The organism is Streptomyces mesophilus (genome assembly GCF_040300965.1).
Taxonomy (GTDB): domain Bacteria; phylum Actinomycetota; class Actinomycetes; order Streptomycetales; family Streptomycetaceae; genus Streptomyces; species Streptomyces mesophilus_A.
Genome location: NZ_JBEPEW010000034.1, coordinates 41677 through 65697, shown reverse-complemented (window position 1 = coordinate 65697; position 24021 = coordinate 41677). Strand labels below are relative to the sequence as shown.

Annotated in this window: 23 protein-coding genes; 13 read left to right on the top strand and 10 right to left on the bottom strand. The window is 70.1% G+C overall.

Going from position 1 to position 24021, the window contains the following annotated elements; all coding sequences use genetic code 11:
* Nucleotides 1-88: 88 nt before the first annotated feature.
* Complete coding sequence (locus tag ABT367_RS15315) at nt 89-592, bottom strand: pyridoxamine 5'-phosphate oxidase family protein (protein WP_352253428.1); 504 nt, start codon at nt 590-592, stop codon at nt 89-91.
* Nucleotides 593-617: 25 nt separating this feature from the next.
* On the bottom strand, nt 618-2051 hold the full coding sequence (locus ABT367_RS15310; protein ID WP_352253426.1) for an MFS transporter: 1434 nt from the start codon (nt 2049-2051) through the stop codon (nt 618-620).
* 184 nt (nt 2052-2235) lie between these two features.
* On the opposite strand from ABT367_RS15310, the gene ABT367_RS15305 reads away from it, so the two are divergent.
* Entirely contained in the window at nt 2236-3159 is a 924-nt protein-coding gene (locus ABT367_RS15305; RefSeq protein ID WP_352253424.1) for a LysR family transcriptional regulator, read from the top strand.
* A gap of 173 nt (nt 3160-3332) precedes the next feature.
* Here the strand turns inward: ABT367_RS15305 and paaK are convergent, their stop codons facing one another.
* The 3 genes from paaK to ABT367_RS15290 all read right to left on the bottom strand — a co-directional run bounded on the left by paaK (nt 3333) and on the right by ABT367_RS15290 (nt 7032).
* Nucleotides 3333-4643, bottom strand: coding sequence for a phenylacetate--CoA ligase PaaK (paaK, locus tag ABT367_RS15300; protein ID WP_352253422.1), 1311 nt, complete (start codon nt 4641-4643; stop codon nt 3333-3335).
* A gap of 186 nt (nt 4644-4829) precedes the next feature.
* Entirely contained in the window at nt 4830-5546 is a 717-nt protein-coding gene (locus tag ABT367_RS15295) for an aspartate/glutamate racemase family protein (RefSeq protein ID WP_352253420.1), read from the bottom strand.
* 4 nt (nt 5547-5550) lie between these two features.
* Nucleotides 5551-7032 (bottom strand): NCS1 family nucleobase:cation symporter-1, encoded by a 1482-nt coding sequence (locus tag ABT367_RS15290; RefSeq protein ID WP_352253418.1) that lies wholly within the window; start codon nt 7030-7032, stop codon nt 5551-5553.
* Between the two features lie 206 nt (nt 7033-7238).
* On the opposite strand from ABT367_RS15290, the gene ABT367_RS15285 reads away from it, so the two are divergent.
* Complete coding sequence (locus ABT367_RS15285) at nt 7239-7895, top strand: GntR family transcriptional regulator (RefSeq protein WP_352253417.1); 657 nt, start codon at nt 7239-7241, stop codon at nt 7893-7895.
* Between the two features lie 109 nt (nt 7896-8004).
* The gene (locus ABT367_RS15280; protein ID WP_352253415.1) at nt 8005-8646 is read left to right on the top strand and encodes a maleylpyruvate isomerase N-terminal domain-containing protein; all 642 of its coding nucleotides are present in this window, start codon (nt 8005-8007) and stop codon (nt 8644-8646) included.
* A 6-nt stretch (nt 8647-8652) separates the two neighbouring features.
* Here ABT367_RS15280 and ABT367_RS15275 read toward each other — a convergent pair whose 3' ends face one another.
* Entirely contained in the window at nt 8653-9120 is a 468-nt protein-coding gene (locus tag ABT367_RS15275) for a GNAT family N-acetyltransferase (RefSeq protein ID WP_352253413.1), read from the bottom strand.
* A gap of 102 nt (nt 9121-9222) precedes the next feature.
* Here ABT367_RS15275 and ABT367_RS15270 point away from each other — a divergent pair, with 102 nt between their 5' ends.
* Nucleotides 9223-10734, top strand: coding sequence for an alpha/beta fold hydrolase (locus ABT367_RS15270; protein ID WP_352253411.1), 1512 nt, complete (start codon nt 9223-9225; stop codon nt 10732-10734).
* Nucleotides 10735-10768: 34 nt separating this feature from the next.
* Here ABT367_RS15270 and ABT367_RS15265 read toward each other — a convergent pair whose 3' ends face one another.
* Nucleotides 10769-11362, bottom strand: a complete 594-nt coding sequence (locus ABT367_RS15265; RefSeq protein ID WP_352253409.1) for a TetR/AcrR family transcriptional regulator — start codon at nt 11360-11362, stop codon at nt 10769-10771.
* 74 nt (nt 11363-11436) lie between these two features.
* Here ABT367_RS15265 and ABT367_RS15260 point away from each other — a divergent pair, with 74 nt between their 5' ends.
* The 3 genes from ABT367_RS15260 to ABT367_RS15250 all read left to right on the top strand — a co-directional run bounded on the left by ABT367_RS15260 (nt 11437) and on the right by ABT367_RS15250 (nt 14432).
* Nucleotides 11437-12468, top strand: coding sequence for a hypothetical protein (locus tag ABT367_RS15260; RefSeq protein ID WP_352253407.1), 1032 nt, complete (start codon nt 11437-11439; stop codon nt 12466-12468).
* Between the two features lie 149 nt (nt 12469-12617).
* Complete coding sequence (locus ABT367_RS15255; RefSeq protein WP_352253405.1) at nt 12618-13961, top strand: MFS transporter; 1344 nt, start codon at nt 12618-12620, stop codon at nt 13959-13961.
* Between the two features lie 84 nt (nt 13962-14045).
* Entirely contained in the window at nt 14046-14432 is a 387-nt protein-coding gene (locus ABT367_RS15250; RefSeq protein WP_352253403.1) for a nuclear transport factor 2 family protein, read from the top strand.
* A gap of 148 nt (nt 14433-14580) precedes the next feature.
* Here ABT367_RS15250 and ABT367_RS15245 read toward each other — a convergent pair whose 3' ends face one another.
* From ABT367_RS15245 to ABT367_RS15235, 3 genes are all read right to left on the bottom strand, one after another.
* Nucleotides 14581-15345 carry an NAD(P)-binding domain-containing protein gene (locus ABT367_RS15245; protein ID WP_352253401.1) on the bottom strand — a complete coding sequence of 255 codons (765 nt, stop codon included), beginning with the start codon at nt 15343-15345 and terminating at the stop codon, nt 14581-14583.
* Nucleotides 15346-15372: 27 nt separating this feature from the next.
* On the bottom strand, nt 15373-16683 hold the full coding sequence (locus tag ABT367_RS15240; RefSeq protein WP_352253399.1) for a HEAT repeat domain-containing protein: 1311 nt from the start codon (nt 16681-16683) through the stop codon (nt 15373-15375).
* Nucleotides 16684-16782: 99 nt separating this feature from the next.
* A complete protein-coding gene (locus tag ABT367_RS15235) occupies nt 16783-18405 on the bottom strand; it encodes an acyl-CoA synthetase (RefSeq protein WP_352253397.1) in 1623 nt (540 codons plus the stop codon).
* Nucleotides 18406-18648: 243 nt separating this feature from the next.
* Here ABT367_RS15235 and ABT367_RS15230 point away from each other — a divergent pair, with 243 nt between their 5' ends.
* The 6 genes from ABT367_RS15230 (at nt 18649) to ABT367_RS15205 (ending at nt 24021) form a co-directional block, all read left to right on the top strand.
* Nucleotides 18649-19449 (top strand): crotonase/enoyl-CoA hydratase family protein, encoded by an 801-nt coding sequence (locus ABT367_RS15230; protein WP_352253395.1) that lies wholly within the window; start codon nt 18649-18651, stop codon nt 19447-19449.
* A gap of 43 nt (nt 19450-19492) precedes the next feature.
* Complete coding sequence (locus tag ABT367_RS15225; protein WP_352253393.1) at nt 19493-20437, top strand: Zn-ribbon domain-containing OB-fold protein; 945 nt, start codon at nt 19493-19495, stop codon at nt 20435-20437.
* Nucleotides 20438-21484, top strand: coding sequence for a thiolase domain-containing protein (locus ABT367_RS15220; protein ID WP_352253391.1), 1047 nt, complete (start codon nt 20438-20440; stop codon nt 21482-21484).
* Nucleotides 21481-22653, top strand: a complete 1173-nt coding sequence (locus ABT367_RS15215; RefSeq protein WP_352253389.1) for a thiolase domain-containing protein — start codon at nt 21481-21483, stop codon at nt 22651-22653. The genes ABT367_RS15220 and ABT367_RS15215 overlap by 4 nt, the downstream gene beginning before the upstream one ends.
* A 169-nt stretch (nt 22654-22822) precedes the next feature.
* Nucleotides 22823-23071, top strand: coding sequence for a DUF397 domain-containing protein (locus ABT367_RS15210; RefSeq protein WP_352253387.1), 249 nt, complete (start codon nt 22823-22825; stop codon nt 23069-23071).
* 197 nt (nt 23072-23268) lie between these two features.
* Nucleotides 23269-24021, top strand: a complete 753-nt coding sequence (locus ABT367_RS15205) for a class I SAM-dependent methyltransferase (RefSeq protein WP_352253385.1) — start codon at nt 23269-23271, stop codon at nt 24019-24021.

Here is a 24021-nt window from a genome sequence, read left to right as displayed (position 1 = left end):
GCGCGGTGCACACAGCGCGGTGCACGCAGCGCGGTGGACACGGCGCGCCGGGCCGGGGTTCGTTGCGGAGCCCCGGCCCGGCCCCGGTCTATGCGCCCGGCACCAGGGCGCTGTCGGACTGCCACATCGTGCTCCGCAGATCCGACCCCCGTACGAGCTGGATCCGCCAGGGGTCGATGCGGATCACGTGGTACTCGGGGTCCTCGGGTCCGCCCCGCCAGTAGTGCACCGGGTCGTAACCCACCCCAGGCGGCCCGCCCTTGAGATAGAGGTCCCAGGCGTGGCGCTTGGTGGCCCGGTCGTCGGCCCAGGTGGAGAGGGCGTCGACATGGACCGTGTTCTGGCGCGGGTTCCAGTAGGAGTACGTGGTGTGCGGGCTGTGGGCCAGGTGGGCTGTCTTCACGGGGGTCTTGTACGCCGCGAGCCAGCCAACCGGGCGGCCGTCGACGACCTCCCACACGGGGAGCAGCACCCGGGCTCGGGGGCGGTTCTCGCGGTCGACAGTGATCATCGTGGCGTACTTGATGTCGCGGATGTAGCTGAAGAACGTGTCCTGGAGGTCGCTGAAGGCGTCGACTCGGTTGGTGGGCATGACAGTTGGTCCCTTCGCGGAAAGGTCAGCGGGCGGTGGGGAGTCCGGCCGGGGCAGCGGTGTCGACGGCCGGTCCGCCTGCGGCGGTCACGGTGCCGGCGGACCGGGTCCGTACCCCGAAAGCGCTGATGAGCGCGGCGAGCAGGGCCGCGGCCAGCGGCACCCACAGCGCGGACCGGTAGCCGTCGAGGAGTGCGGACGGGGCGCTCGACGTGGTGGCCGCGACGTTCACGGCCGTGGCCGCCGAGAGCCCGAGCGCCGCCCCGAACTGGAACGACGTGTAGAGAAGTCCGCCGGCCAGGCCCTGCTCCTCCTCCTTGACGCCCTCGGTGGCCACGATCGTCAACGGGCCGTAGGCGAGGGCGAACGCGATGCCGAGCAGCAGCAGACCGGGCAGCATCGCCAGGTACGTCCAGTCGGCGCCGACCGGCAGGAACAGGGCGTACGAGAGCGAGGCGGCGACCAGGCCGCCGAGGATGAGGCGTGCACTGCCGAAACGGGCCACCAGGCGGGGCACGAGCAGCGGCGAGAGGATCGCGTCGATCCCGATGACGATCATCGCGAAGCTGGTCTCGAGCGTGGACCAGCCGCGGAGTTCCTGGAGGTAGAGGACGACCAGGAACTGGAAGCCGAAGAAGCCCGCGGCGAAGAGGAGCCCGGCGAGATTCGCGCGGACCAGGGCGCCGCTGCGGAAGATGCCCAGACGTACCAAGGGGTTGGCCGACCGCGCTTCGATGACGACGAACGCGAGCAGTGAGGCGAGACCGGCTCCCAAGGTGAGCAGGGTCGCGGCGAGTCCTGTGTGGGAGGCGCGCTCCACGCCCAGGACGATCAGCACGATCGCCGCGGTGACGGTGAGGCCGCCCGCCAAGTCCACGCTCCGGCCGGTGCGTTCGGGGCGCGGCGTCCTGGGAACGAGGGCGAGCGCGGCTACCAGGATCAGCGCGGAGAGCACCACCGGGGCGAAGAAGACCCAGCGCCACCCCGCCGAGGTGAGCAGGCCGCCGACGACCAGGCCGATGGAGAAGCCGCCGGCCCCCGTGCCGGAGTAGACGAGCAGCGCCTTGTTGCGCTGCGGGCCCTCGGCGAAGCTCGTGGTGATGATCGACAGGCCCGCCGGAGTCATGAACGCCGCCGCGACTCCGGTGACGAACCGGGCCACGATCAGCGTCCAGCCCTCGGTGGCCAGTCCGCCGAGCCCGGAGAAGAGCAGGAACACCGAGAGCCAGAAGACGAACATCTGCCGGCGCCCGAACAGGTCGGCCGCGCGGCCGCCGAGCAGCATGAAACCGCCGTAGCCCAGGACGTAGGCGCTCATCACCCACTGCAGGGAACCGGTGGACAGGCCGAGATCGGCACGGATGGACGGCAGGGCCACATTGAGCATGGCCACATCGATGCCCTCCAGGAAGATCGCGCCGCACAGGACGAGCAGCACCCCCCAGTCCCGGCCACTCAAGGCTTCTGCTGATTTATCAGGATTTGTACGTGGCGAACTCATGGCGGTTCCTCTGAGGGGAAGGGAGTGGGGCCGCCTCCTGGCGGCTTCTTCACCTTCGGCCAGAGCGACCGGGCGGAACAACGGCGATGATCGCAACGTTCGTTCAACCAGGCTTACCGATCCGCTCGACCTGGGGAGTGCGATGGAACGCGACGAACTGGAGTGCTTCCTCCTGCTCGCCGAGGAGCTGCACTTCGGCCGCACCGCGGACAAGCTGCGGCTCTCCCGCGCCCGCGTGAGCCAGCTGGTGCAGCGGCTCGAACGCCGGGTCGGTGCCCCGCTGTTCATCCGCACCAGCCGTCGGGTCGCCCTGACCGCACTGGGCCGTCAGCTCCGCGAGGACCTCGCGCCACTCCATCAGGGCATCGAGGACGCCCTGGCCCGGGCCGCCGCCACCGCGCGCGGGATCGACACGGTGCTGCACGTCGGCTTCGCCAACCCGCTCACCGGTGAGATCGTCCTGAAGGCCACGGAGGCGCTGCGGATCAGCCACCCCGGGCTCGCCGTGGAGATCTGTGAGGTGCCGCTGACCGATCCGTACGGGCAGCTGCGCAACGGGGACTTCGACGTCCAGCTGCAGGAACTCCCCGTACAGGAGGGGGATCTGGGCGGCGGCCCCGTGCTGCTCGCGGAGGAGCGCGTGCTCGTGGTCGGCTCGGCCCACCCGCTGTCGTCGCGGGACGCGGTGTCCCTGGAGGATCTGGCCGACGTGCCGCTGCTCCAGTTCGAAGGCGAGCTGCCGGACTACTGGCTCGAGCACCACGTGCCCACGCGCACGCCCGCCGGCCGCACGATTGCCCAGGGCCCCGGCGTGACCAATATGCAGGAGGCCCTGATGCTCATCGCGGGCGGCAAGGGCGCCCTGCTCGCCCCCGCGCACACGGCCACGTACTACGCGCGCCCCGGTGTCGCCTATGTCCCCTTCACCGATGCCGAACCGGTCCACTACGGCCTGGTCTGGCGCACCGGCCAGGCGAACGGTCCGGTAGAGGCCTTCGCCAGGACCGCGCGTGAGGTGGCCCGAGAGATGGCATCGGGGGACCCGCGCCACACGGTGCCGGTGTGAGCATCCGGCTTCCGGGGCGGTGTGGGCGAACCCGAAGCCTTGCGGCGCCTACGACGGCCGCTCCACGCGGTAGCGCACATCGATCTCGGCAAACGGCTGCGAACCCGCTGCACGGACAGACCGTAGGGCCGCCCCGCATTCATGGCCGCCAGGGCTTCATCGCTGTTCGGTCTTCATCGCTGTCCGGGCGCGCTCGTACGAGGCCGCTCGTCCACGATCCGCTTGATCTTGCCCACCGATCGCTCCAGCGTCTCCGGATCCACGATCTCGACCCCGACCGAGACGCCCACGCCGTCCTTCACCGCCCGCGCGAGGGCGCCCGCCGCCGCTGCCCGTTCCTCGGCGGTGGCATCGGCGCGTGCCTCCGCCCGTACGGTGAGTGCGTCGAGGCGGCCCTCGCGGGTGAGCCGCAGCTGGAAGTGCGGGGCGAGCCCGGGCGTGCGCAGCACGATCTCCTCGATCTGGGTCGGGAAGAGATTCACCCCGCGCAGGATCACCATGTCGTCACTGCGGCCCGTGATCTTCTCCATGCGGCGGAACGCCGGCCGGGCCGACCCCGGCAGCAGCCGTGTCAAGTCCCTTGTCCGGTAACGGATCACGGGCATCGCCTGCTTGGTGAGCGAGGTGAACACCAGCTCGCCCGGCTCGCCGTCCGGGAGCGGCTCGCCGGTGAGGGGGTCCACGACCTCCGGGTAGAAGTGGTCCTCCCAGATGTGCAGCCCGTCCTTGGTCTCCACGCACTCCTGAGCCACACCCGGGCCCATCACCTCCGAGAGCCCGTATATGTCGACGGCGTCGATCGCGAACCGCTCCTCGATCTCCGTGCGCATCTGCTCGGTCCACGGTTCGGCGCCGAAGATGCCGGTCCGCAGGGAGGTGGTGCGCGGGTCGATGCCCTGGCGCTCGAACTCGTCGAGCAGCGTCAGCATGTACGAGGGAGTCACCATGATGATCTCGGGACGGAAGTCCTGGATCAGCTGGACCTGACGTGCGGTCATCCCGCCCGACGCGGGCACGACCGTGCAGCCGAGCCGCTCGGCCCCGTAATGCGCGCCGAGGCCACCCGTGAACAGGCCGTATCCGTACGCCACATGCACGATCTGTCCCGGCCGCCCGCCCGCCGCGCGCATCGACCGGGCGACCACATCGGCCCATACGTCCAGATCGCCCTCGGTGTACCCGACTACGGTCGGCCGCCCCGTCGTCCCGCTGGACGCGTGGATGCGCCGGATCTCGGAGCGCTCGACGGCGAACATCCCGAAGGGGTAGTTCTCCCGCAGATCGGCCTTGGTGGTGAACGGGAAACGGGCGAGGTCCGCGAGCGAACGGCAGTCCCCGGGGTGCACTCCGGCCTTGTCGAAAGCGGCCCGGTAGTGCGGCACATTGCGGTACGCATGCTCCAACGTGTCCCGCAGCCGCGTCAGTTGGAGCAGCCGGAGCTCCTTCGCGTCGAGCCGCTCACCCGCGTCGAGCATGTCCGTCATCCGCCGTACTCCTGTCCCGTACCGTCCACTCACGCCCGTATCGGGCGACCGATCATTCGGTTGAGCTGCCGGGATCAGTAATTCAGGAGGGGGCGGCCGCGGACAAGAGGTATGCGCCGGGGAGTTGGGAGGCGTGCCGCGGCGCGGCGGCCCCCGACGGGGCCACCGCGCCGTGCGCAGGGCTGCTCATCGTTCGGACGGCCCCCACCGGCGCTGCTTCGGCAGCGGATCCGCGTAGCCGCCCGCCTTGCTGGTGGTGAGGCCGAGCGAGACGAGCGACTCGGCGAGTTTCACCGCGGCCGCCACACCGTCCACGACCGGCAGTCCGAGCTTGTCGCGGACGGCCTGCTGCAGCCCGGTCATCCCGGCGCAGCCGAGCACCAGGACTTCGGCGCCCGCCTCTTTCGCGCGCTCCGCGGACTGTACGAAGGCCTCCGACGTCCGGTCCGGGTCGCCCAGTTCGAGGACGCCGAGCCCGGTACCGATCACCGCCGCACAGTTGGCGAGCACCCCGGCCGCATGGAGGCTGTCCTCGATCTGGCCGCGGGTCCGGTCGAGGGTGGTGATCACCGCGTAGCGCCGTCCGATGAGGCAGGCCAGATGTGCGGCCGCCTCGGTGATGTCGACGACGGGTACGCCGAGCAGCTCCCGTGCGCCCTCACGGCCGTGCTCGCCGAACCCCGCCATCACGACGGCGTCGCACTCGCCCTCGTACCGCCGCAGCGTGTCGAGCACCGCGGCCGCCGACAGATAGCTGTCCAGCCACCCCTCGGCCGACTCCGGGCCCCAGTCGGGCGTGAGCCCGGTGACGGTCGTCCCCGGGCTCGCGGCCGCGCGGGCGCCGGCCGCGATGTCCTCGGTCATGGCCGTTGTGGTGTTGCAGTTCGTGACGAGCAGGTGCATGCGCTCAGGCCTCCGGCTGCGCGGCCCGCTGGGCCGGGAGCACCGGGGCGGCGGCGCGCTCGGTGCGGCAGATCGCCGCGTACAGGACCGCCGAGATCGCCACACCGATGAACCACGAGTACGGAGCCGCCGCGTCGAAGGCCGGAGCCAGGGCGAGCACCGCGGCGATCGCCGCACTCGGCACGAACGCCCACAGGGCCTTGGGGTTGACGCCCTTGCGGTAGTGATACGGCGAGTCGGGGCCGGCGTTGAAGAGCTGGTCCACGTCGATCCTGCCGCGCTTGACCCAGAAGTAGTCGACCATGATCACGCCGAACAGCGGTCCGAGGAAGGCGCCGAGACCGCCAAGGAAGTAGTTCACGACGGTCGGGTTGGAGTAGAGGTTCCACGGCGTGACGAGCAGCGCCGCGACGGTGGAGATGAAGCCGCCCACCTTGAAGGTGATCTTCTGCGGCCAGACATTCGCCAGGTCGTACGCGGGGGAGACGAAGTTGGCGACGATGTTCACGCCCATGGTGGCGATGGCGAAGGTCAGGGCGCCGAGGAAGAGCACCAGGGTGTTGTCGACCTTGGCGACGAGCAGGGCGGGGTCGGTGATGGCCTCGCCGTACACCTCCATGCTGCCGGCCGTGACGACGACCGAAAGCACCACGAACGCGGTGGAGTTGACGGGCAGGCCCCAGAAGTTGCCGCGCTTGACGGTGCGGTAGTCGGGGGCGAACCGGGAGAAGTCGCAGAAGTTGAGCATCAGCGTGCCGTAGGTGGCGAGGATCAGGCCGATCGCCCCGAACCACAGCCGGACCTGCTCCCCGGTGTCCACCGGGTGGAAGCTGTCGGTGAGCGAGATGGTCCAGTCGGCCTCGGCCAGGATCCAGATGGCGAGCGCGATCATCACCACCCAGATCGCCGGGCCGCAGAAGTCCTGGAACTTGCGGATGGACTCCATGCCCTGCGTCATGATCAGCGCCTGCAGCACCCACAGGGACAGGAACGACACCCAGCCGAGTGCGTCGAGTCCGAGGAACGAGTGCTCGGTCCAGGACTCGAGGCCCGGCCAGGCGGCCAGCAGCATCACGTTCACGGCGACCGAGGCCAGATAGGTCTGGATGCCGTACCAGGCGATGGCGATCACGGCGCGGATCAGCGCCGGGATGTTCGCCCCCCAGACGCCGAAGCTGATCCGGCTGATGACGGGGAACGGGACGCCGTGCTTCTGGCCCATCTTCCCCATCGCGTTCATCCCGATGTAGATCAGGATGAAGCCGACGAGCAGGGAGGTGAAGACCTGCCAGACGCTCATGCCGATGACCAACAGGCCTGCGGCGAACGTGTAGTTGCCGAGGTTGTGCACATCGGACATCCACAGCGCGAACAGGTCGAAGACCTTCCACTTGCGCTCCTTGGCGGGCGCGAGGTCTTCGTTGGTGAGGCGGGGATCCGGGGTGGCGGGGGCACCCGGAGGGCGCGTGCCGTCGAGGACGGACATGGAGCCTCCATGGGACGGGGAAGGAGGGAGCGGCGCGTTTGGTATACCAAGCGCGACGCGGTCATCGTCCCGCCGCCACCGGCACGCGGCAATGTCCCGTCGGTTACGAGTAGGTAAAAGCAGCGGCGGTCCGGGGCGGCCGATCGGGTCCGGCCCATCTCGCCCCCGGCCACGTGCATTTGGGTCGCGGCAGGTTAAATGAGCTCATGACCACTGCTGAACGCGCGCTGGGCGCCGTGCGTGAGAAGGTGCTCGCCGAGCTGCGGCAGGACATAGTCGCCGGCCGGCTGCGCCCCGGGGACCGTCTGGTCGAGCGGGAACTGGCCGAGCGCTTCGGGGTGTCGAGGGTGCCGGTACGAGAGGCGGTGCGCGCCCTGGTCGCCGAGGGTTTCGTGTACTTCGAGTCGCCGCGGCGTGCGCTGGTGCGGCGCCTGGACGCCACCGACGTCCAGGAACTCTTCGAACTCCGCGAGGCGTTGGAGGTCTACGCCGCCGGGCTCGCGGCCGAGCGGGCCACCCCGGAGGCGCTCGCCGATCTGGCGGAGCTGCTCGACCGGGCGACCGTGGCCACCGAGGCCCAGGACGCCGAGACGATCACGGACGTCAACACCCTGTTCCACGACCGGATCCTCGCCATGGCGGGCAATGGGCTGCTGATGTCGGTGATGGAGCCGGTCGACGGCCGGATGCGCTGGATGACGCGGCGCAACGAAGAGTGGCGCACGCTCCTCGAGGAGCACCACGAGCTGTACGCGGCCCTCGCCTCGGGCGACCGTGACCGGGCCCGCGCGAGCGCCCTGACGCACGTGCAGACCAACTACCGGACCACGGTGCGGCAGTTGTTCGGGGAAACGGAGGGCTAGGGGTGACTCTTCCCTCCGCCCCAGGTCGGGTGCGGTCCGTATGCCGGACGGAGTGACCAGCATGCGGACGCCTCGGCTGCCGTGATCTTCGTACGGGCAAGATGCCGGCATGACTACGGAGATACGCAAGGCGTACCTGCAGGCTGCGGAATGTGCGGTGCAACTCCTGGCCGCTGAAGAGGTGGCCCGCTGCTGGGACAAGGAGTCCGTGCTGCCCGGGATGTCCGTGGGCGGACTGGCCGGCCACCTTGCGCGCAGCGTCCTTCAGGTCGAGTGGTTCCTCGACGGCGAGGTGGGCAGCGCGGAACCGGTGTCCCCGGTGCACTACTACGCCAGGCTCGTGGGCACCTCCGTCCCCGACTCGGCGCTCAACGTCGGTGTGCGGGCGCGGAGTGAGGAAACTGCAGCAGCCGGTCCCACGGCTGTCGCCGAGCAGGCGCAGATCGTGTGGCGACGGCTTGCGGACCGATTGGGCAAGGAGCCGGCCGATCGGCGGGTGGCCGTGCTTCATCGGCCGGGGGAGGAGATGCTGCTGGACGGCTATCTTGGGACCCGGTGCGTAGAACTGGCTGTTCATCTGGACGATCTGGCGCTGAGTGCGGGTGTGCGTTGCCCGGCGCCCGAAGCCGCACTGTCCATCGCGGTCGATGTGTTGATCGCGGCAGCCCGCGAACGTCATGGCGATCAGGCCGTCCTGCACGCTCTGGCCCGACGCGAGCGCGACACCGAAGAGGCACTGCGCGTGCTGTAGGCGGTCTCATCCCCCGGTCGGGTGCCGCACCATGAACACATCCACCGGATCCTCGGATTCCAGGACGAAACCGTGCCGTTCGTACAGGCGCCGGGCGGGGCTGCCCTGCAGGACGTTGAGGCGCACGAGCGTGTCGGTCGCGTCGGCCGCCGCGAGGACGGTGCGCAGGATTGCGGTGCCGACGCCGCGGCCCTGCAGGTCGGGATGGAGGTAGAAGTGCTCCAGCCACCGGCAGTCGTCGGCGGGGCGCACGGCCACGCATCCGGCGAAGACGTTGTCGCTGAGGATGACGGAGGTGTGCTCAGGGATGTAGGCGTCGCGGAAGCGCTGACGGACCCGGTGGGCGTCGAAGCGGCCGAGGCGTTCGAGGTCCGGGCGCATGACGACGGCGCGCAGTTCGGCGATGGTCTCGAGGTCGTCCGGTTCGGCGGCCCGTAGCGCCAAGCGCTCGCCCACCTGCGTCGATGCATACACAGCGGCAGTCTCTCAAGACCCTCCGGGGCATCCGCGGGCGGGTGCGTTCACCGCTGGTGAATTGTCTTGCCAGGGCGACGGCCACGCTGTGAAGATCACGCCATGCCGACCTTCACAGCCCCCGACGGAACCCGCCTCGCCTACCGCACGGCGGGCACCGGCGAGCCGCTGGTCTGCGTGCCGGGCGGAGCGATGCGCGCCAGTGCCTACCTCGGCGACCTCGGTGGGCTGGACGCGCACCGGCAGTTGGTGTTCCTGGACCTGCGGGGCACGGGCGACTCGGACGCACCGGCCGACCCCGCCACGTATCGCTGCGACCGGCAGGTGGGGGACATCGAGGCACTACGGGTGCATCTCGGCCTCGAACGCGTCGACCTGCTCGCTCACTCGGCGGGTTCGAACCTCGCGCTCCTGTACGCGGCCGCCCACCCGGCGCGGGTGCGGCAGCTCGCGCTGATCACGCCGACACTGTGGGCCGTCGGCATCAAGGTCACTCCCGAACAGCGGCTCGATGCCGCGCGCCTGCGGACCGGTGAGCCGTGGTTCGAGGAGGCGTGGCCCGTCTTCGAGGCCCGGATGCGCGGCGAGGAGGCGGAAGGGCCCTTCCAGGCCTTCTTCTACGGGCGGTGGGACGACCGGGCGCAGGCGCATGCGGCCGACAGCCCCGTGCAGATCAACATGGAGGCCGCGCTGCAGTACGGGTCGGAGGGTGCCTTCGATCCGCCGGCGACCCGGGGCGCACTCGCGTCGCTGGAGGCGGACGTACTGGTCCTGAGCGGGGAGCTGGACGGTGGTCCGCGCCCGCAGGTCGCCCGTGAGTTGGACAAGGTCCTGCACAGGGCGCAGTTCGACGTGCAGCCCGGCGCCGGGCACTTCCCCTGGCTGGACGATCCGGGTGCCTTCCGCCGTACGGTCGCCGCCTTCTTCGACCCGTCCGTGCACAGCGCACGCACCCCACGCGGGCGCCTGGCCTACACAGTGAGCGGCCCGGAGACCGCGCCGCCCGTCATCCTCGTCCATGGCCGCGGCGCCGATCGCCGCGACTGGACGGACATCGCAGGCGAACTCGCCGCCGACCACCGCGTGTACGCGCTCGACCTCACCGGGCACGGCCTCAGCGACTGGCCTGGCACGTACTCGTTCGCCGGCTTCCGTGACGATCTGCGCGCTTTCATCGAAGAACTGGGCCTCGCCGGCGCCACGGTGATCGGCCACTCGATGGGCGGGGCCGCCGCCTGGCTGCTCGCACAGCAGCAGCCGGACCTTGTCGGCCGCCTCGTCATCGAGGAGGCCCCTGCCATGGTGCCCCTCGACCCGCACCGCGGACCGGCCGAACGCCCCGAGGGCGACCTCGACTTCGACTGGCCGATCGTGCCCGACACCGATCGGGACCTCAACGACCCCGATCCGGCCTGGCGCGCCGGGTATGCAGACATCACGACGCCCACGCTCGTGATCGCGGGCGGCCCCAAGAGCCACGTCCCCCAGGACCAGATCGCCGCGATGGCCACCGCGCTGCCGAACGCCCGCCTCGTCACGATCGACGCCGGACACCTCGTACACGAGGAGAGCCCGCGCGAATTCCTCGCGGCTGTACGGGAGTTTGGCGTCTGACGCCCGCCGGGCCGAAAGGAAGCCACCCGGCCGTTCAGACCTCCGTACGCAGCTCCGACAGATGGGCGGCGATCACAGCTCGCATCGATTCCGCGGTGGCGGCGTCCGGCCGCATCGCCGCGTGCACGGCCAGGCCGTCCACCAGCGCATGCAGCCTGGCCGACTCCAACTCCGGGTCACGGCCGGGCCCGATGAGTCCGGTCACCAGGCCGCGACAGCCGGCGCGGAGCCTGTCGTAGCTCTCCTCGCGCAGAGCGCGCAGCGTCGGATCGGTCATGGAGCGGGCGGTGAAGGCGAGCCATACCTCGTTCTCCGCCCGGCGTTCGGCGTCCAGCGGCAGCAACTCGGCGAGGACGGTGTCTGCGCGCCGCAGGGGATCGCACTCCGCGCCGAGCGCGGCAGTCCGCCGCTCGATCCGCTGCTCGATCCGGTCGATGACCATACGCATGGCGAAGACCATCAACTCGGACTGGCTGCTGAAGTAGTGCCGCAGCGAACCCGTCGAAAGACCGGCCTCCTGCGCGACGTTGCGCACCGAGGCGTGTTCGAGGGAGTCACGCCGGATCACGCGCCATACGGCCTCGGCCAGCTCTGTGCGGCGCAGTTGGGGATCGACCACTTTCGGCATGGACTTTTTATAACACAGTCGTGCTACGTTAACTGCTCCGGTGCACTCGCGCCGAAGAGCCCGCGGAGGCGCAGATGCAGCCCACCCGCTCCAACTCTCCGGAATTCAGCCGCCCGCCACGCTGGGTGCTCCAGCGCTCTCCCGTCCTGTGGGCGGTCGCGGCCGGCTGGCTGACCGTGAACGTGCTCGTCCTGGCCGTCGCCGACGACCGGCTGCCTTTCGACTGGCCGTCCACCGCCGAAAGCACGCCCGGCGGACGCCTGGTGGAGGCCAACGTCGCCCTCGCCGAAGTGCTGCTCCTCATCGCGGTCACGGTCCTCCTGACCCGTCGGCGCACCCGTCCCGACGTGGCCGCGCGGGCACCCGAGCGCTCCCTCGCCCTGAAGGAGACCCTGCTTCTGCTCGCTTACGGAGCGAGCGGCCTCGCCCTCGGCTTCGCACTGGCGCGCTCGCTCGGCTGGCATCCGTTCGGCTTCCACCTCGCGGGCACGCTCTACGGGACCCATGAACATGTCGGCGCGGCCGAGGCCGTCACCTGGGCTCTCTACAACCTGGTGGTGTACGCCGTCCTGCCGCTGCTGTTCTTCCGCCGCCGCTACAGCGCCGAGGACCTGAACCTGCGCTCGTCCGACCGCCGGGCCGACGCCCTGCTGATCGCCGTGATCCTCGTGGTCGAGTCGGCGGTGCAGTTCGCGGTGCTCAGGCCCGAGCTCTTCGACCTCGGCGGACGCCAACTGCTCCTCGGCGTACCTGCCGCGTTCGCCCTCTACTTCGCCGGCACGGTCCTGCCCGCGATGGTCTTCCTCTACGCGATCCTGCTGCCGCGGCTGCTCAAGCTCACCGGCTCGACAGCAACCACCGTCGTCCTGGGCGGACTTGCCTATACCGTCTTCCATCTGTGGGACGCCTGGACCCTGTTCACCACACCAGGCGACGCATTCCTGTCGGTGAGCTTCCTGCTGCTCACCTACTTCGCGCCCGGAATGATGAAGTCGGTCCTGACCCTGCGGACAGGGAACGCCTGGGTGCATGTGTGGGCCTACCACGCCTTCGCGCCGCACACCCTCGCCGATACGCCGCATGTGGTGCGCATCTTCCGGATCTGAGCGGCCCGTACCCCGGCAGTGCGGACGGGCGAGTGGCCGGGCAGGAAGTCGTGCACGCGATCTTCTGCCGGCCCGCGCCCTGGCATAGCCTTGCCGTTCTTCGGCGAGGGGGACGCCGTCCGCCCCCGCATGTCGACCTGGGGGCTCCCGTGACCGAACTGCTCAGCCCGGCGGTGGCGCGCCGCCGGTACGTCACCGTCTGTGTGCTGTTCTGGCTGCCCGCGGGGCTGTCCGTCGCCCCCGGGATCCTGCTGTTCACCGAGCGCGGAATGGGCTTGGCCGCGATCGCGGGGTTCTTCGCGGCGCACTCGCTCACCGTGGCGCTCCTCGAACTCCCCACGGGCGGACTGTCCGACGTCATCGGGCGCCGTGCCGTACTGGCCGCGGCCGGAGTCTTCGATTGCCTGGCGTTCGCGTTCGTGGGTTTGGGCACCAGCGCCTGGATGCTCGCTCTCGGCATGGCGCTCAAGGGCGTCGGCCGCGCGCTGCACAGCGGGCCCGCCGAGGCCTGGTACGTGGAGACCGTGCAGACCCACTCGGGCCCGGACGCCGACCTGCGCACCGGACTCGCACGCGGCTCCACTGCCACCTCGGCGGCGCTCGCCGTGGGCACCCTGCTCGGCGGTGCGCTGCCGTGGCTGCTCGGCCTCGGGCCCGACCTGGGGGAGCGGTTGAGCGACGCGACCGGCGGGCAGATCCTCGCGCTGTCCGTTCCGGCGCTGATCGCGTCCGTGCTGTCGCTGGTGTTCGCCGTGTACGTGATGACGTCGCTGCCCGAGAAGCCCCGGCCCCGTACGACACTGGGCGCGACGCTGCGGGGTGTCCCCGCCACCGTGGTCAGCGGGCTGCGGCTCGGCGGCAGCGACCGGATCGTGCGGCGGGTGCTGCTCACCGCGGCCGCGGTGGGTGCGGCCCTGTGCGCCCTCGAACTGCTCACACCGGGCCGTGCCGCGGCCCTGACCGGAGCGCCCGAGTCGGGCGCTGTGCTGTTCGCGGCCCTCGCCTGCACAGGGTTCGTCTGCTCGGGCGTCGGCAGCCATTTCGCGCCGCTCGCGGCACGGCTCACGGGCAGCGGTTCACGCGCGGTGATGGTCTGCCTGACCGTCGCGGGAGGCGGCCTTGTGGCGCTCGCCGTGACGTCCACGACGGACGGCGCCTTCCCTGTCGTGGTGGCCGTCCTGGGCTACTGCCTGGTCTACATAGGCCTGGGCGCCGCAAGCCCCAACCAGAACGAGCTGCTGCACCGACGCGTCACCAACGAGGGCCGTGCGACGGCCCTTTCCGTACAGTCCCTTGCCCTCCAACTCGTCGGTGCCCTCGGCGCCCTCGCGGCCGGCTCCCTGCCACCGGGGCCGCTGCCGTGGCTGGTCGGGGCGGGGGCGCTCCTGATCGCGGCGGTGCTGTGGGCGGGGCGCGCGTCCAGTGCGGTGAGCCCGGCACCCGTCGAGGCACCGGGCGTCGAGCCCGCGGAAACGAGCGCGGAGCCCGGCTAGTGCTGTGACCGGGCTGGTTCACCATGGTCGGGAGACGGCTCAGGGGGCGAGCACGGTCCGCGAGGCGACTGGTATTACTGGTGCATGCAGGAAGAGCAGGAAGAGACCGCGCGGTCCGCGATCGACACTTTCATCTCCGCGTTCAACGCCTCGGACGACAGCTATGTGACTGCGCTGCTCTCCCAGGCCCTCACCTCGGACGTGGTCTTCTGGGGACCGTTGGGCCGCAGTGAGGGGATCGAGGCGGTCGAGCGGTTCGTGCTGGACATCCGGCGCCACCCCGCGGGGACCGGCACGATGGTGCGCTGTTCGGCGGTGGACATGCCGGGCGAGTGGGCCCGGTACGAGTGGGTCTTCACGACGCCGGATGGAGGCCCCCGCCTGGCGGGAACGGACGTCGTCCATCTCCGGCGGAGCCTCATCGACCAGGTCATCGTCTTCGCGGGGCAGATCGAGCCGTCCGCCGCCTGAGTCCTTCTCCTTCGGCGCCGTCCTTCTCCTGGCGGTCCCTCTGCGCACACGGGCAGGCTCGGCCACCGCTCCTCCAGCGGTCGGATCGGACGTCACCGCACATCCGACCGCCATGACGACCAACCCGGCGAACTATGCGGTCACGGCACTAGCCGAGGTCGCCGAGCAACCCGTCCAGCGCTGTGGTGAGAGCCGCGCTGTTGGCCGCGTCGAACCAAGTGGTGCGGATCCGCTCGTTGTTGCCGCCCGGAGTCTCGTGGTCGGCGGCGAGCTGGTGCAGGGTACGGGCCTCGTCGCCGAGTGAACGGCCGACGCCCTGGAAGAGGCTGCGTACGTAGCGTTCCGCCTCGTCGCCACCGATCCCATGCCCCGTGGCCCACGTCGTCAGTGCGGCGAGATACGAGTAGTGCGTGGTGAGGGTCCCCGTCAGCGCGGAGAAGACGTCGAAGGCCGCCTCGTCGGCGACGGGAAGCGCGCCGCCCAGCTCCTCGAACAGAGCGTCCACCAGCGGGTGCGACGGGCAGGTCACCGTGACCGAGCGGCGCTCCCGCACGGTGGGCAGGGGAATGGCCCGTACGATCGGGGCCTCACCGCCGAGCGACTTGCGCAGCTCATCGTTGCGGACTCCGGCCATCACGTTGACCACGGTCTTGTCGCCGTCCACGCGCAGCCCGGCGAGCGCTTCGTGCCGCTGCTCGCGGCGCACGGCGATCAGGACGATCTCCGAACTGTCCACCACCGCTTGGTTGTCGGCGCAGACACGCACGGTCCTGTGGCACCCGGCCAGCTCCGCCGCTGTCCCGGCGCCTCGCGGCGACAGAAACACCTCCGGCGCTTCGCCGACGCCCTCGCACAAGCCCTCGACGAGGGCCCGGCCGATCTCACCGACGCCGATCAGACCGATGCGCTTCACGGTGACTCCTTCTCGCTCAGTTCTCGTTCAGTTCTCGTCGAGACAGTGCTGCGCGGCGGCCCGCACCCCGGGGTCGGGATCGTGCAGAGCCTGCCTGAGGTGCGCGTCGTGCTTCCACCAGTGCAGGGACAGGACCGCCAGGCGGCGCGTGGTGGCGTCGGGATCGTCGGCCATGACATCGGTCAGCAGCGGAATGACTCGGCGGCCCACTGCGGCGCCGAGCGACCGCTCGGCAAGGACACAGACCGCGTGGCGGCGAACCACCGCATGGGAGGACCTCAAGGCATCGACGGCCGCGCCCACTTCCTCGGCCCGCAGGGTGCAGAAACTCGAACCCGGACGCAGTTCCGTGTGGAGCGCCTCGCTCAGCTCGGGCCGGGTGTCGAGGAAATGCGTCAGCGGCCGGTAGTCCAGCGGCGGAGGCGATACGGCGTGATCACGGAAGGAGGTGAACGGTGCCGCCACCGCCGACACGACCACATCGTCCGCCAAGGCGCCGGCGGACAGCACCACATCGAGCCCGCCGAGCCGGGACAGCGCCACCGCGGCCCAGCTCTGGTCAGGCCCGGTGGTGTTCCGCAGGGCGGCGGAAAGTGCCTGGATCACCTCTTCGGAGGCATCCCCGATGTCGGCGAGCAGTTTCGCCGCCTGCCACCGGTCCGGGCCCTGGGCCAAGGCGTCGATCAGGGCCGGCGCCGCGTCCTGCCCCAACGCGCACAGGTCCTTCTCGAGTTCCTCGCACGCGACCGGACCGTCCCGGTCGCTGAGCGCCCGTAGGTAGTGGACGGCGCGTTCCCGAGGCGTCAGCGCCTCCATTTCGGCGGTCCAGGCCGCCGCCTCGTCGTACGCGGGAAACAGTCGGTGCATTTCCCGGCCGCCGAGGACCCGCCGCAGCAGTCCCTCCTCCGCATCGTCATCGGTCAGCACGACCACGACGAAGCGCTGGTGGGTCACACCCTTCGCGCGGAGTTGCTCACGGGCCCGCTTGCACACCCGGGTGAGCGTGGTCAGGTACCGGGCGAAGGTCCGCTCCCAGTGCCGCACCGAGCTCCGGCAGGCCTCCTCGGTGAGGGTCCGCTCCCAGAACTCCCAGCGTTCCTCGGGCAGCCAGGGGTGCCACACGGTGTCCCAGTCGGCCAGGCACCAGCGGACGTCTTCGTCGCCCGCCAGCGCCTCTTCGGAGTTGGCGCCCAGCATGGGCAGCCTGATCACGCCATCGGTCTCGGCGTAGAGCTCGCCGAGAACGGCCGCGTACAGCCGGCCGCCGGTGCCGGCGGCTTCGGTCACCTTCTCGACGACACCCGCCGTCAGTTCGCCCTCGAATGCCGGCCAGTCCACCCCGCGCCCTTCCCGCATACGGATCCCGGGGACGACCCTCGCATACGGCAGAAGGGGCCCGCCCGGCGGACCCCTTCCCCGTACGAGCGCGTCAGTGCGCTACAGACCAGCGTCCTTCTCCGCCAACGCCTTGGCCCACCGATAGTCCGCCTTGCCGCTCGGCGAGCGCTGGATGTGGTCCGTGACCACCAGCTGGCGGGGGATCTTGTAGCCCGCCACGTGGGTGCGGCAGTGGGACTGGATGTCGTCCAGGGTCAACGCCGCGGCGCCGTCCTTGAGTTGGACCACGGCCGCCACATGGTTGCCCCACTTCGGGTCCGGGACGCCCGCGACCAGGGCGTCGTAGACGTCCGGGTGGGACTTGAGGGCCTGCTCGACCTCTTCCGGGTAGACCTTCTCGCCGCCTGTGTTGATGCACTGCGAGCCGCGGCCGAGGACGGTGACGATGCCGCTCTCGTCCACCGTGGCCATGTCGCCGAGCAGCACCCAGCGCTGGTCGTCCTTCTGGAAGAAGGTCTCGGCGGTCTTCACCGGGTCGTTGTAGTAGCCGAGCGGTACGTGGCCGCGCTGGGCCAGACGGCCCACCTCACCCACGGCCACCGGCTCGTACGTGGCCGGATCGACCACCTGCGTCCGCTCGTTGACCTCGATACGGAAGCCCTTCTCAGGCCCCGAGTCGGCGGTTGCGCGCCCGTTGGATCCGGATTCCGAGGAGCCGAAGTTGTTGAGGAGCATGACATTCGGGACCAGCTCCTGGAACTCCGCGCGGACCGTGTCCGACATGATCGCGCCGGAGGAGGAGAGGCTGAACAGGGAGGACATGTCCGTGCCCTTGCAGGGCCCGCGCAGCGCGTCCACCAGCGGGCGGAGCATCGCGTCACCGACGAGCGAGACGCTGAACACCTTCTCCTTCTCGATGGTGCGCAGCACCTCCTCGGGGGCGTACTTGCGGTGCAGGACGACCCGCTGGCCGTAGTCGAAGGCCACGAAGGTGGTGAGCGTGGAGGTGCCGTGCATCAGGGGCGGGGTGGGGAAGAAGGTCAGGCCCGCGCTGCCGGCCGCCACCCGCTCGGCGAGCTCCTCGGGCCGTTTGACCGGCTCGCCGGACGGCGCCCCGCCGAAGAGTCCCGCGAAGAACAGGTCCTCCTGGCGCCACATCACGCCCTTGGGCATCCCGGTCGTGCCGCCGGTGTAGATGATGAACAGGTCGTCCGCCGAGCGCGGACCGAAGCCCCGCTCGGTCGAGCCGGCGGCCTCCGCGGCCGTGAACTCCGTCAGGCCGAGCGCAGGCGCGTCCGCGGGCGGCTCTCCCACGCGTACGAGATGACGCAGCTTCTCCGTCTTGGGCAGCGCGGAGGCCACCCGCTCCGTGAACTCCGCGTCGAAGACCAGTGCGGCGAGGTCGGCGTCCCGGTAGAGGTACACCAACTCCTCTTCCACGTAGCGGTAGTTGACATTCACCGGTACGAGGCGGGCCTTGAGGGCGGCGAGCATGGTCTGCACGTACTCGATGCCGTTGTAGAGGTGCAGGCCCAAGTGCTCCCCGGGCTTCAGGCCCGAGGCGACCAAGTGGTGGGCGATGCGGTTGGCCGCCTCGTCCAGTTCGCGGTACGTGAGCCGGCGCTCGGCCCCCGTACCCGGGTGGTCGACGTAGACCAGCGCCTCGCGATCCGGGACCACGTCGACGATCGACTCGAACAGGTCGGCAAGGTTGTACTCCACCGTTCCTCCTGACCCCGGACAGCACCTGGCAATGGGCTACTCGGCGGTCATTAGACCCTCGCGCCGGACAACTGGGAAGGGGTGCCGCCGAAGAAATCTGACTGGCTGTCAGAAAACTATTGAACTGGACCTCCGCCTACTGCAACCTGTTCTAGGTCTTGAGGCCGAACCGTCAAGTCCGGCCCCGGACGGGCCCTGCACCAGGGCGAGGCAGGGCTGAAGTCTTGAGACGGGAGGCACCACATGGGCGGGACCGAACACCTCACCGTGGAGCGCAAAGGCGCGACGCTGGTACTCACACTGAACCGGCCCGAGGCCAAGAACGCACTGTCGCTGCCGCTGCTCGTCGGCCTCTACGACGGATGGCTCGAGGCCGACGCGGACGACTCGATCCGCTCCATCGTGCTGACCGGCGCAGGCGGCGACTTCTGCGCGGGCATGGACCTCAAGGCCCTCGCGGGCAAGGGCATGGACGGGCAGCAGTACCGGGAGCGGATGAAGGAGGACCCGGATCTGCACTGGAAGGCGATGCTGCGTCATCACCGGCCGAGGAAGCCCGTGATCGCCGCCGTCGAGGGCTACTGCGTCGCCGGCGGCACGGAGATCCTGCAGGGCACCGACATCCGCGTGGCGGGCGAGAGTGCGACCTTCGGACTGAGCGAGGTCAAGCGGGCGCTCTTCCCGATCGGCGGGTCGACGGTCCGGTTGCAGCGGCAGATTCCGCGCACGCACGCCTTGGAGATGTTGCTCACCGGGCGCCACTACAGCGCACAGGAAGCCCTGTCCATCGGCCTGATCGGCAATGTAGTGCCGGAGGGCAAGGCCCTCGACAAGGCCCTGGAGATCGCCGACATGGTCAACGCCTGCGGCCCGCTCGCCGTCGAGGCGGTCAAGGCCTCCGTGTACGACACCGCCGAGATGACCGAGACCGAGGGCCTCAAGTCCGAACTCGAGCGCGGCTGGCCGATCTTCGCCACCGAGGACGCCAAGGAAGGGCCGAAGGCCTTCGCCGAGAAGCGCCCGGCCGTCTACAAGCGCGCCTGAGCCGAGGTCCCGCAAACGCCCACGGAAACAAGGAGACACGCACGTGCCCGAACTCCTCAAAGCCCCCTTGGTCGTCGAGTTCCCCTTCACCCGCTCCCTCGGTCCGGTGCAGAGCGCCTTCCTCACCGGACTGCGCGAACGCACGGTCCTCGGGGTGAAGACCAGTGACGACAAGATCCTCGTGCCACCCGTCGAATACGACCCGGTGACCGCCGACGAACTGCGCGATCTCGTCGAGGTCGGCGCCACCGGCACCGTCACCACCTGGGCCTGGAACCCCGAGCACCGCCGGGGCCAGCCGCTCGGCAAGCCCTTCGCCTGGATCCTGGTCAAGCTCGACGGCGCCGACACCGCCCTCCTGCACGCCCTCGACGTCGACGGCCCGGACGCCGTGCACACCGGCATGCGGGTGCGGATCCGCTGGGCCGAGGAACGTACCGGGGCCATCACGGACATCGCCTGCTTCGAACCGTACGAAGGCGAGGAGACTTCCGAAGCCGCCCCGCACGACGGGGAGTTCGAGGACAAGGTGAGCGGCATCGTCGCGCCCGCCCGCCTCGACTACACGTACTCGCCAGGCCGCGCGGCGTCCGCGTACATCACCTCGGTCGCCGAACGGAAGATGGTCGGCGAGCGCTGCCCGTCCTGTTCCAAGGTGTACATCCCGCCCCGCGGCGCCTGCCCCACCTGCGGAGTCGCCACCCGCGAAGAGGTCGAGGTCGGGCCGAGCGGCACCGTCACCACGTTCTGCATCGTCAACGTCAAGGCCAAGAACCTCGACATCGAACTGCCCTATGTCTACGCGCACATCGCCCTCGACGGCGCCGACCTCGCCCTGCACGGCCGTATCGCCGGGATCCCGTACGACCAGGTGCGCATGGGCCTGCGGGTCGAACCCGTGTGGACCGAGGGCGGGCGCTATCCCGACCACTACCGGCCCACCGGCGAGCCGGACGCGGACTACGACACGTACAAGGAGCTGGTGTAGATGCGAGAGGTAGCGATCGTCGCCTTCGCGCAGAGCGACCAGGTGCGCCACTCGGACGAGCAGTCCGAGGTCGAGATGCTCATGCCGGTCCTGCACCAGGTCAAGGAGCAGACCGGACTGAACGCCAGCGACATCGGGTTCACCTGCTCCGGCTCCTCCGACTATCTCGCGGGCCGCGCCTTCTCCTTCACCATGACCCTCGACGGCGTCGGCGCCTGGCCGCCGATCTCCGAGTCCCATGTGGAGATGGACGGCGCCTGGGCGATGTACGAGGCCTGGGTGAAGCTCCTGACCGGCGAGGCGGACACCGCGCTCGTCTACTCGTACGGGAAGTCCTCACCCGGCTCCGTACGCGATGTGCTCACCCGACAGCTCGACCCGTACTACGTGGCTCCCTTGTGGCCGGACGCGGTCGCGCTCGCCGCGCTGCAGGCGCAGGCGCTCATCGACTCCGGGGAGACCGACGAGCCGGCGCTCGCGGGGATAGCAGCCCGCAGCCGCGAGTCGGCTGCGGACAACCCGCATGCCCTGCTGAGGAGTTCGGTTCCGCAAGGCGACTACGTGGTGCAGCCGCTGCGCAAGGGAGACTGTCCGCCCATCAGCGACGGCGCCGTCGCCGTGGTGCTGGCCGCCGGGGACAAGGCGCGTGAACTGTGCGCGCGGCCCGCGTGGATCCGCGGCATGGACCACCGCATCGAGGCGCACAGCCTCGGCGTACGGGACCTGACCGACTCACCGTCGACGCGGCTCGCCGCCGAACGCGCCGGTGCCTTCGAACGGCCCGTGGACACCGCCGAGTTGCACGCACCGTTCACCTCGCAGGAGGTCGTGCTGCGCAAGGCGCTCAAGCTCGGCGACGACGTGAACGTCAACCCGTCCGGCGGCGCGCTGGCCGCCAACACGGTCATGGCCGCGGGCCTGCTGCGCATCGGTGAGGCGGCGGCACGTATCCACCGCGGCGAGTCCGACCGCGCGCTCGCCCATGCGACGTCCGGCCCCTGTCTGCAGCAGAACCTGGTCGCCGTACTGGAAGGGGACGCCCAGTGAGCGTCGCGAAAGAACCCGTGGCCGTCGTCGGTATCGGCCAGACCAAGCATGTCGCCGCCCGCAAGGACGTCTCGATCGCCGGGCTCGTCCGGGAAGCTGCCCAACGGGCCTTGCAGGACGCCCAGTTGACCTGGGCCGACATCGACGCCGTCGTGATCGGCAAGGCGCCCGACTTCTTCGAGGGCGTCATGATGCCGGAGCTCTACCTCGCCGACGCGCTCGGCGCGGTGGGCAAGCCGATGCTGCGGGTGCACACCGCGGGCTCGGTGGGCGGTTCGACCGCGCTGGTCGCCTCGAAGCTCGTGGCCTCCCGCGTGCACAAGACCGTGCTCACCCTGGCCTTCGAGAAGCAGTCCGAATCGAATGCCATGTGGGGCCTGTCCCTGCCGGTCCCGTTCCAGCAGCCGCTGCTCGCGGGCGCCGGGGGCTTCTTCGCGCCGCACGTCCGCGCATACATGCGGCGCACCGGGGCGCCCGACCACATCGGCTCCCTCGTGGCGTACAAGGACCGGCGCAACGCGCTGAAGAACCCGTACGCGCATCTCCACGAGAAAGACATCACCCTGGAGAAGGTGCAGGCGTCCCCGATGCTCTGGGACCCGGTCCGCTACTCCGAGACCTGCCCGTCCTCCGACGGCGCGTGCGCCATGATCCTCACCGACCGTGAGGGCGCGGCCCGTTCACCGCACGCACCGGCGTGGGTGCACGGCGGGGCGATGCGTTCGGAGCCCACCATGTTCGCGGGCAAGGACTTCGTCTCGCCGAAGGCGGGCAAGGACTGCGCCGCCGATGTCTACCAGCAGGCCGGCATCAAGGATCCGCGTCGCGAGATCGACCTCGCCGAGATCTACGTGCCGTTCTCCTGGTACGAGCCCATGTGGCTGGAGAACCTGGGCTTCGCCGAGGAGGGCGAGGGCTGGAAGCTCACCGAGGCCGGCGTCACGGAACTCGACGGCGATCTGCCCATCAATCCGTCGGGCGGGGTGCTCTCCACCAACCCCATCGGCGCCTCCGGGATGATCCGGTTCGCCGAGGCCGCACTGCAGGTGCGCGGTCAGGCCGGCGAGCACCAGGTCGACGGCGCGCGCAAGGCGATGGGCCATGCGTACGGCGGCGGTTCGCAGTTCTTCGCCATGTGGCTGGTGGGATCCGAGCCACCGCAGAGCTGAGGCCGCCGGTGAGCTCGCAGCCGCCGCAGAGCTGACGTGAACGGTGGCGGACGGGCCCTAGCGCCGACGTGGACCATGCCGGACAGGCCGTACTCCTTCCGTGGCCTGTCCGGCACCTCCGCCGAAAGCTAGGCTGGCGGGCGGACGACATACCGGGAGGAGCAGGGACGTGGCCGAAAGCACCACCACCACCCGACAGCACCCCTTCGAGGGCTGGGAGAAGCCCGAACTCGATCTGAGCCGCGCGGACTGGCAGTCGGGCACCCGCAATCAGGGAGATGTGCAGATCGCCTTCGTCGAGGGCTTCATCGCGATGCGCAACGGCGGCCGCCCCGAGGGCCCGTCCCTGATCTTCACGCCCGCCGAGTGGCGGGCGTTCGTATTGGGGGCACGGGACGGCGAGTTCGACCTCACTTAGGTGAGCCAAGGGGGCGGGCGGCCGTGTGTACCGCCAGTCCGGCAGGGCGCTGTCTCCTGTAGATCCCTACGAAGACCGGGCCCCGGTCCGGTGACCTCTTCATGCCTTCGACTCCTGGCTGCCGCGTCCCGGCGGGCGATGTACTCCTCACACCGAGCGGCACACGCCGCGACCGACGATGTGCGGGGGCCCAAGAGATGAGCACGCAGAGCACGCAGCTGTACGACGGGATCGGTGAGGCCTTCGAGGGCTTCAAGGCGCTGCCGCTGGCGCAGTACGGAGAGGTGCCCAGCGTCCTGGCCCTGGTCGGGGACGTGCGGGGCAAGTCGGTCCTGGACCTCGCGTCCGGGACCGGCTTCTACAGCCGGGAGTTCAAGCGGCGCGGTGCCGCGGACGTGCTCGGCATCGACATCTCCGGCGAGATGGTCGCCGTGGCGCAGCGACTGGAGGAGGCCGCGCCGCTCGGCGTGCGCTACGAGGTGGGCGACGCGGCCGAACTGCGGGAGCTTGACCGGAAGTTCGACCTCGCCGTCGGCGTACAGCTGCTCAACTACGCCGAGGACGGCGCCGCCATGGAGCGGATGTGCCGCAATGTGCACCGGAGCCTGAAGCCGGGCGGCGCGTTCTACCTCCTCAACCAATCACCCGACTTCCGTTTCGACGGGCCCTCCATCGACAAGTACGGCTTCCGCAGCGAACTGACCGGCGAGGAGATCGAGATGGGGCCGCGGGTGCGCCTGACCGCGCACCTGGAGAACCACCCGGTGAGTTTCGTGAGCACCCGCCCGCGCCGCGAGGTGTACGAGAACGCCCTGACCGCGGGCGGTTTCCGCGATCTGGAGTGGGTGCCGCTGCACATCTCCGACGCCGGTATCCGTGAGTACGGCGAAGAGTTCTGGGCGGACCTGTTCGTCAACCCGCCGCTCGAGCTGCTGCGCTGCCGCGCCTGA

Excerpts from the sequence above, each read along its gene's own strand:
- ABT367_RS15315 (WP_352253428.1), bottom strand. The coding sequence starts at position 592 with ATGCCCACCAACCGAGTCGACGCCTTCAGCGACCTCCAGGACACGTTC.
- ABT367_RS15305 (WP_352253424.1), top strand. The coding sequence starts at position 2,236 with ATGGAACGCGACGAACTGGAGTGCTTCCTCCTGCTCGCCGAGGAGCTG.
- paaK (WP_352253422.1), bottom strand. The coding sequence starts at position 4,643 with ATGACGGACATGCTCGACGCGGGTGAGCGGCTCGACGCGAAGGAGCTC.
- ABT367_RS15295 (WP_352253420.1), bottom strand. The coding sequence starts at position 5,546 with ATGCACCTGCTCGTCACGAACTGCAACACCACAACGGCCATGACCGAG.
- ABT367_RS15290 (WP_352253418.1), bottom strand. The coding sequence starts at position 7,032 with ATGTCCGTCCTCGACGGCACGCGCCCTCCGGGTGCCCCCGCCACCCCG.
- ABT367_RS15285 (WP_352253417.1), top strand. The coding sequence starts at position 7,239 with ATGACCACTGCTGAACGCGCGCTGGGCGCCGTGCGTGAGAAGGTGCTC.
- ABT367_RS15280 (WP_352253415.1), top strand. The coding sequence starts at position 8,005 with ATGACTACGGAGATACGCAAGGCGTACCTGCAGGCTGCGGAATGTGCG.
- ABT367_RS15270 (WP_352253411.1), top strand. The coding sequence starts at position 9,223 with ATGCCGACCTTCACAGCCCCCGACGGAACCCGCCTCGCCTACCGCACG.
- ABT367_RS15265 (WP_352253409.1), bottom strand. The coding sequence starts at position 11,362 with ATGCCGAAAGTGGTCGATCCCCAACTGCGCCGCACAGAGCTGGCCGAG.
- ABT367_RS15260 (WP_352253407.1), top strand. The coding sequence starts at position 11,437 with ATGCAGCCCACCCGCTCCAACTCTCCGGAATTCAGCCGCCCGCCACGC.
- ABT367_RS15250 (WP_352253403.1), top strand. The coding sequence starts at position 14,046 with ATGCAGGAAGAGCAGGAAGAGACCGCGCGGTCCGCGATCGACACTTTC.
- ABT367_RS15230 (WP_352253395.1), top strand. The coding sequence starts at position 18,649 with ATGGGCGGGACCGAACACCTCACCGTGGAGCGCAAAGGCGCGACGCTG.
- ABT367_RS15220 (WP_352253391.1), top strand. The coding sequence starts at position 20,438 with ATGCGAGAGGTAGCGATCGTCGCCTTCGCGCAGAGCGACCAGGTGCGC.
- ABT367_RS15205 (WP_352253385.1), top strand. The coding sequence starts at position 23,269 with ATGAGCACGCAGAGCACGCAGCTGTACGACGGGATCGGTGAGGCCTTC.